At 68.8% G+C, this 6,584-nt stretch carries 5 protein-coding genes and 1 pseudogene; 4 read left to right on the plus strand and 2 right to left on the minus strand.

The window, feature by feature from the left end; all coding sequences use genetic code 11:
* On the minus strand, positions 1-215 hold a 215-nt coding region (locus tag ACY45C_RS06645; RefSeq protein WP_462186761.1), incomplete at its 3' end, for a 3-hydroxyacyl-CoA dehydrogenase NAD-binding domain-containing protein.
* Between the two features lie 75 nt (positions 216-290).
* Between ACY45C_RS06645 and ACY45C_RS06650 the strand changes: the two genes are divergently transcribed.
* From ACY45C_RS06650 to ACY45C_RS06665, 4 genes and pseudogenes are all read left to right on the plus strand, one after another.
* A complete protein-coding gene (locus ACY45C_RS06650; protein ID WP_462186762.1) occupies positions 291-974 on the plus strand; it encodes a TetR family transcriptional regulator in 684 nt (227 codons plus the stop codon).
* A 265-nt stretch (positions 975-1,239) separates the two neighbouring features.
* Positions 1,240-3,459: an SF1B family DNA helicase RecD2 gene (recD2, locus tag ACY45C_RS06655; protein ID WP_462186763.1), complete on the plus strand. Its 2,220-nt coding sequence runs from the start codon at positions 1,240-1,242 to the stop codon at positions 3,457-3,459.
* Positions 3,460-3,528: 69 nt separating this feature from the next.
* A pseudogene (locus ACY45C_RS06660) lies at positions 3,529-5,356 on the plus strand (MFS transporter).
* A gap of 98 nt (positions 5,357-5,454) precedes the next feature.
* On the plus strand, positions 5,455-5,964 hold the full coding sequence (locus ACY45C_RS06665; protein WP_462186764.1) for a MerR family transcriptional regulator: 510 nt from the start codon (positions 5,455-5,457) through the stop codon (positions 5,962-5,964).
* Here the strand turns inward: ACY45C_RS06665 and ACY45C_RS06670 are convergent.
* The coding region (locus tag ACY45C_RS06670; RefSeq protein ID WP_462186765.1) for a PP2C family protein-serine/threonine phosphatase at positions 5,873-6,584 on the minus strand (712 nt) is incomplete at its 5' end. The two genes, ACY45C_RS06665 and ACY45C_RS06670, sit on opposite strands and share 92 nt — an antisense overlap.

The raw sequence follows: 6,584 nt of genomic DNA on the forward strand, positions 1-6,584 counted from the left end.
ACCTGGATGCGTGCGAGCACCTCCGCGGCGCTGGCCACCTTGCCGCGGCTCTCCGCGCGGGACAGTGATGTCTCCAGACGCTGCCGTCCCGCGGCCACGGCGGGCGTGGTCATCTCCACGACGACCACGTCCTTGCCGGCGCGGGCGCAGACCTCGGCGATCCCGGCACCCATCAGGCCACAGCCGACGACACCGACCTTGTTGATGGCGTTCACCTGGCTCCTCCTCCACGGTGGTGGTACGCAATATCATAGTTGTGGAACTACGTACCACCAAGTAATTTCGGTGCCGTGGAGCAGCAGCCGGCCCGCTTGGCCAAGGACAGGCTCGTCGCGGCGGCGTTCGAGCTTTTCGAGGAGCGTGGCTTCGAGGGCACGACGGTCGACGACATCGCGCAACGCGCGGGCGTCGGTCGGACGACGTTCTTCCGGATCTACCGGTCCAAGGAGGACGTGATCTTTCCCGAGCACGACGTGCTGCTCGGCCACATCGAAGCCCGGCTCGCGACCGCCGCTCCAGAGACCCGCGGGCTCGCTCTCGCGGAGGCCGCCCGCATCGTGCTGCAGCACTACCTCGCCGAGGGCGAGCTCGCCCTCGCCCGCTACCGCCTGACCAGCACCGTCCCTGTACTCCGCGCCCGCGAGGTGGCCGGCATCCGGCAGTATCAGCGCCTGTTCGCCAGGTTCCTGCGCGACTGGATGGGCAACGAGCCCGACGGCGCCCTGCGTGCCGAGCTGGTGTCCGCGGCCATCGTCACCGCCCACAACCATGTGCTCCGACGCTGGCTCCGAGGCGAGACCACCTCCCCCGGCGAGGAGTGCAACCGTGCGATGGAGGTGGCGCTCGAGCATCTCGAAACACCTGCCGAAGCCGGGACAGCCGTCGTCGTATTCCGCACCTCCGCCGGCGTGGACGCCGTGGTCACCCGGTTGCGTCGGGCACTTGACGAGGAACAGCGGCGCCCCTTGAGCTAGCGAGGGTGTCTGAAAAGGATGCCGGCGGACCTAACTTCGCGGTACTGGTCACGGAAGGGGACGGCCGGACCGCGCCGGGGAACGGTGGCGATCGACCGAAGGGCAGGATGGGCACACGGTCCGGGGCGGACACCGCCCGCCCCGGCCGCTCTGTTCGTTGCCCCGCTCGGTCCGTTACCCTGCTACCCCATCCGAAGCTGGAGATCGTCTTGTCCCACCCCGAGGAAGCGGTGATTCTCATCGTCCCGGCGTCCCGGCGGCTGCCATGACCGGACGCGAACCCTTCCGTGGCGCGGTCCTCGATGCGGTGCTGGAACGGATCACCTATGCCAACGAGGAGACCGGCTACACGGTCGCGCGGGTCGACACCGGGCGCGGCGGCGACCTGGTGACCGTCGTCGGGGCGTTGCTCGGCGCGCAGCCGGGGGAGTCGCTACGGATGCGGGGGCGATGGGGCTCGCACCCGCAGTACGGCCGCCAGTTCCAGGTCGAGGATTACACGACCGTGCTGCCGGCGACCGTCCAGGGCGTGCAGCGCTATCTCGGCTCGGGCCTCATCAAGGGCATCGGTCCGCGCCTGGCCGAACGCATCGTCGAGCATTTCGGGGTCGCGGCGCTGGACGTCATCGAAAAGGAGCCGGAACGGCTCATCGAGGTGCCGAAGCTCGGCCCGAAGCGTACCAGGGCGATCGCCGAGGCGTGGGAGGAACAGAAGGCCATCAAGGAGGTGATGGTCTTTCTTCAGGGGGTGGGTGTGTCCACCTCGCTGGCGGTGCGGATCTACAAACAGTACGGGGACGCGTCGATCGGTGTGGTGCGCAATGAGCCCTACCGGCTGGCCACGGACGTCTGGGGCATCGGGTTCCGCACCGCGGACACCATCGCGAAGGCGGTGGGGATTCCGCATGACAGTCCGCAGCGGATCAAGGCTGGCCTGCTGTTCACGCTGTCCGAGGCCACCGACGGCGGTGGCCACTGCTTTCTGCCCGAACCCCGGCTCATCAGCGACGCCGTGCAGATTCTCCAGGTCGACACCGGCGACGTCATCGAGTGCCTGGGGGAGCTGGTCGCCGAGGACGGGGTCGTCCGGGAGGAGGTTCCGAGCGAGGATCCGGCGACGCCGACGGCCGCGATCTACCTGGTGCCCTTCCACCGGGCCGAGATCTCCGTCGCCGGCCAGTTGCGCCGCCTGCTGAACACCGGCGCGGACCGGTTGGCCGCCTTTGCCTCGGTGGACTGGGACCGGGCGTTGGGCTGGCTGCGGGAGCGGACCGGGGTCGAGCTCGCGCCGGCACAGCGCGATGCGGTGCAGCTTGCCCTGACGTCCAAGGTCGCCGTGCTGACGGGGGGACCGGGCTGCGGCAAGAGTTTCACCGTCCGCTCCATCGTGACGCTCGCGCTGGCCCGGCAGGCGAAGGTGATCCTCGCCGCGCCGACCGGCCGGGCCGCGAAGCGGCTGACCGAGCTGACCGGGCACGAGGCATCGACGGTGCACCGGCTGCTGGAGCTGCGGCCGGGCGGTGACGCCGCCTTCGACCGGGACCGCCCGCTCGACGCCGACCTGATCGTCGTCGACGAGGCGTCGATGGTCGACCTGCTGTTGGCGAACAAGCTTGCCAAGGCGGTTCCGCCCGGCGCGCATTTGCTGCTGGTCGGCGACGTCGACCAGCTGCCGTCGGTCGGTGCCGGCCAGGTGCTGCGCGACCTGCTCGCCGAGGGGACGCCGATCCCGCATGTCCGGCTCACCCAGGTCTTCCGAGCAGCGACCGAGTCCGGGGTGGTGACCAACGCGCACCGCATCAACCGCGGCGACTATCCGCTGGTCCGGGGACTGCCCGACTTCTTCCTGTTCGCCGCCGCGGAGGCGGAGGAGGCGGCGAAGATCACCGCGGAGGTGGTCGCCCGGCGGATCCCGGCGAAGTTCGGGTTCGATCCGCGCCGGGACGTGCAGGTGCTGACCCCGATGCACCGCGGCCCGGCGGGGGCCGGCGCGCTGAACACCCTGCTGCAGGAGGCCCTGACGCCGTCCCGCCCGAACGTGGCCGAGCGGCGCTTTGGCAGCCGGACGTTCCGGGTCGGCGACAAGGTCACGCAGGTGCGCAACAACTACGACAAGGGCGCGAGCGGGGTCTTCAACGGCACTCTCGGCGTGGTCACCGCGCTGGATGTGGAAAACCAGACGCTCACCATCCGGACCGACGAGGACGAGGACATCGACTACGACTTCGGGGAGCTCGACGAGCTGACCCACGCCTACGCGGTGACGATCCACCGCTCCCAGGGCAGTGAGTACCCCGCGGTCGTCATCCCGCTCACCACCAGCGCCTGGATGATGCTGCAACGCAACCTGCTCTACACGGCCGTCACCCGGGCGAAGAAGCTGGTCGTGCTGGTGGGGTCCCGCCGGGCGATCGGCCAGGCGGTGCGGGCCGCCGGTCACGGCCAGCGGCACACCGCGCTTGACCACCGGCTGCGTAGCGGGTGAACGGTAAGCACCGCTATGAACCAGGTCACATCTACCGCTGACGTTAGATGGAGACGCTACCTTCGTGCGGTGACGACTTCCGACACCGCCGCCGGCATCCTGCCGCTCGGGGCCGACGAGGTCCTGGCCCGGCCCGGTCCGGACAACTACAAGTGGATCGCGCTGTCGAACGCGACCATCGGCATCCTGATGGTGACGATCAACAGTTCGATTCTTCTCATCGCCCTTCCGGACATCTTCCGGGGAATCGAGATAGACCCGCTCGCACCGGAGAACACCTCGTACTTCCTCTGGATCCTGATGGGATTCTTGCTGGTCACCTCGGTGCTCGTGGTGAGTCTGGGGCGGGTCGGCGACATGTTCGGCCGGGTGCGGATGTATAACCTCGGCTTCGCGATCTTCACGCTGTTCTCGATCCTGCTCGCCGTCACCTGGATGCATGGCACGGCAGCCGCCTGGTGGATCAGCATCATGCGGGTGCTGCAGGGCGTGGGCGGTGCCTTCCTCTTCGCCAACTCCAGCGCGATCATCACTGACGCCTTCCCGGAGAACGAACGCGGGCTCGCCCTGGGGGTCAACGGCGTCGCGGCGATCGTCGGATCATTTCTGGGGCTGTTGATCGGAGGTTTGCTGGCGCCGGTCGAATGGCATCTGGTCTTTCTTGTCTCGGTGCCGTTCGGCATCTTCGGGACGACCTGGGCCTACCTGAAGCTGCGCGACAACGGGGCGCGCACCCAGGCCCGGATCGAGCTGGGCCGGCAACATCACGTTCGCGGTCGGCCTCATCGCGATCCTGACCGGCATCGTCTACGGGCTGCAGCCCTATGGCGGTCACACGATGGGCTGGACCAAGCCGTTCGTGCTGAGCTGCCTGTTTGGCGGTCTCGCGGTGCTGATCGGCTTCGTCGTCATCGAGCTGCGCTCCGCCGACCCGATGTTCCGCCTGGACCTGTTCCGGAGCCGGACCTTCACCATGGGCAGCATCGCGGCCCTGCTCGGCGCGCTCGCCCGTGGTGGTCTGCAGTTCATATTGATCATCTGGCTGCAGGGGATCTGGTTGCCGCTGCATGGCTACAGCTTCGAGAAGACCCCGCTGTGGGCCGGTATCTACCTGATTCCGGTGACCGTCGGATTCCTGGTGGCGGGGCCGCTGGCCGGCCGGTTCGCCGACCGCTACGGTGCGCGTCCGTTCGCCACCCTGGGGCTGGTGATCACGGCGGTGGCGTTCCTGCTGTTCGACGCCATTCCCATCGACTTCGACTATCCGTGGTTCGCGTTGATCATGTTGCTGATAGGCCTGTCCATGGGCCTGTTCGCGGGGCCGAACACCAGCAGCGTGATGAACACCCTGCCGCCCAACCAGCGCGGTGCCGGTGCCGGCATGCTCAACACGTTCCAGAACTCGGCCAGCGTGCTGTCCATCGGTGTCTTCTTCACCATCATCGCGCTCGGGCTGGCCGCCAGCCTTCCGGACGCCATGTACTCCGGGCTTGTCGGGCAGGGCGTCTCCCCGGCGAAGGCGCACGAGCTGGCGAACCTGCCGCCGATCGGCAGCCTGTTCGCCGCATTCCTCGGGTACAACCCCACCGAGCGACTGCTCGGCCCGGACACCCTGTCGCAGCTCGACCCGGCGAAGGCCGACTTCCTCACCGGGCACACCTTCTTCCCGAACATCATCTCCGGGCCGTTCGGTGACGGTTTGCGCCTCGCCTTCGCCGCCGTCGTCTGCCTGGTCGCCGCGGGCTTCTCCTGGCTGCGCGGGAAGGACCGGCCGCACGTGCGCCGTCCACTGCTCGAAGAGACGGCCGAGGGGCTGGCCGGCGCGGGCGACATCGCGGCGATGGAGGACGGTGCCGGGAGTGCTCTTCCGAGCAGCCCCCTGGTCGCCGAGCGATAGGCCGCGAGACATGCCGAGCGCGGGACAGGCTGAGCGCGAGAAAGGCCCCGACGTCGATGATCAGAGCCGCCGATGGCGTCATGCGGGCCGATGGCGTCATGCGGGACAATCGCCTGGTGCGGGACGGCGACGCAGCCAAGAGCGCGGTCAGGGACGCGGCCAAGGACGCGGCTCGTGACCTGCGCGGGATCGGTCAGGCCGCGCAGGAGCTGGGCGTCTCGGTGCGGGCCCTGCGGTACTACCAGGAGGTGGGGCTGTTCACCCCGTCTGGGCGCACCCTGGGCGGGAACCGGCTGTACGCGGATTCCGACCTCGCCCGGGTGCGGCGCATCCGCGAGCTGCAGACGCTGCTCGGCTTCAACCTGGACGAGATCCGCACGATCCTCGCCTACGAGGATCGTCTCGCCCAGGTCCGGCAGGAGTACCACGCGGCGTCCGACAACGCGGACCGCATCCGGCTGCTGACCGAGGGCACGTCGGCCTACCGGAGGCTCCGTGTCGAGATCGACGAGAAAATCAGCCGGCTGGTGGCCTTCCGTGACGAGATCGACGAACGGATTGAGCGGGCGGACCGGCTGGCCAAGGGGGTCGCCGACAGTTCCCAGTGATCACCCGATCGTCGGTTGGGCCGGCGTGCCGGGTCGGTCCGGGAACCTCGACCGCCAGGAGCGCCACATCGTCGTTCAGTGTCGATCGCGTCCAGTCCCGGACCCGGTCGGCGAGATCGGTCAGCGCCTCGTCGAGTGACGCGTGGGCGAACGCGGCCCCGACCGCGGGTAGTAGGGGGAAGAAGGCACCGGTCGTGGGGGCGCGTGCCTCGGTGATGCCGTCGGTATAGAGCAGCAGGCGATCCCCCGCCCGCAGCGCGGCGTCCGTCACGTTACTCCCGTCCGTGATCAGCCCGAGCGGTGGCAGCCTGGACGAGACGGTGAGCAGATCCGCCTGCCCGGCACGAACGAGAACGGGATCGGGATGTCCCGCGTTCGCCAGCGTCAGACGGCTGCCGTCGACCTGTCCGACGACCGCGGTGACGAAGTCGTCCAGGCCGCTGACATCGGCGACCTCCGCGTCGAGGTTCGCCAGCAGATCGCGCAGGTCGCCCGTGTGTCGACTCATCAGCCGGAAGCAGCTGAGCACCCGGCTCGCGATCCGCACGGCATCGAGCCCCTTGCCCCGTACGTCACCAATGAGCAGGCGGGTTCCCCACGGGCTGTCGACGACCTCGTAC

This window comes from Frankia sp. CcWB2 (genome assembly GCF_977927585.1).

What these genes read in the sequence shown, in the direction of transcription:
- recD2 (WP_462186763.1), top strand. Translation starts at nt 1,240, where the DNA reads ATGACCGGACGCGAACCCTTCCGTGGCGCGGTCCTCGATGCGGTGCTG.
- ACY45C_RS06665 (WP_462186764.1), top strand. Translation starts at nt 5,455, where the DNA reads ATGCGGGACAATCGCCTGGTGCGGGACGGCGACGCAGCCAAGAGCGCG.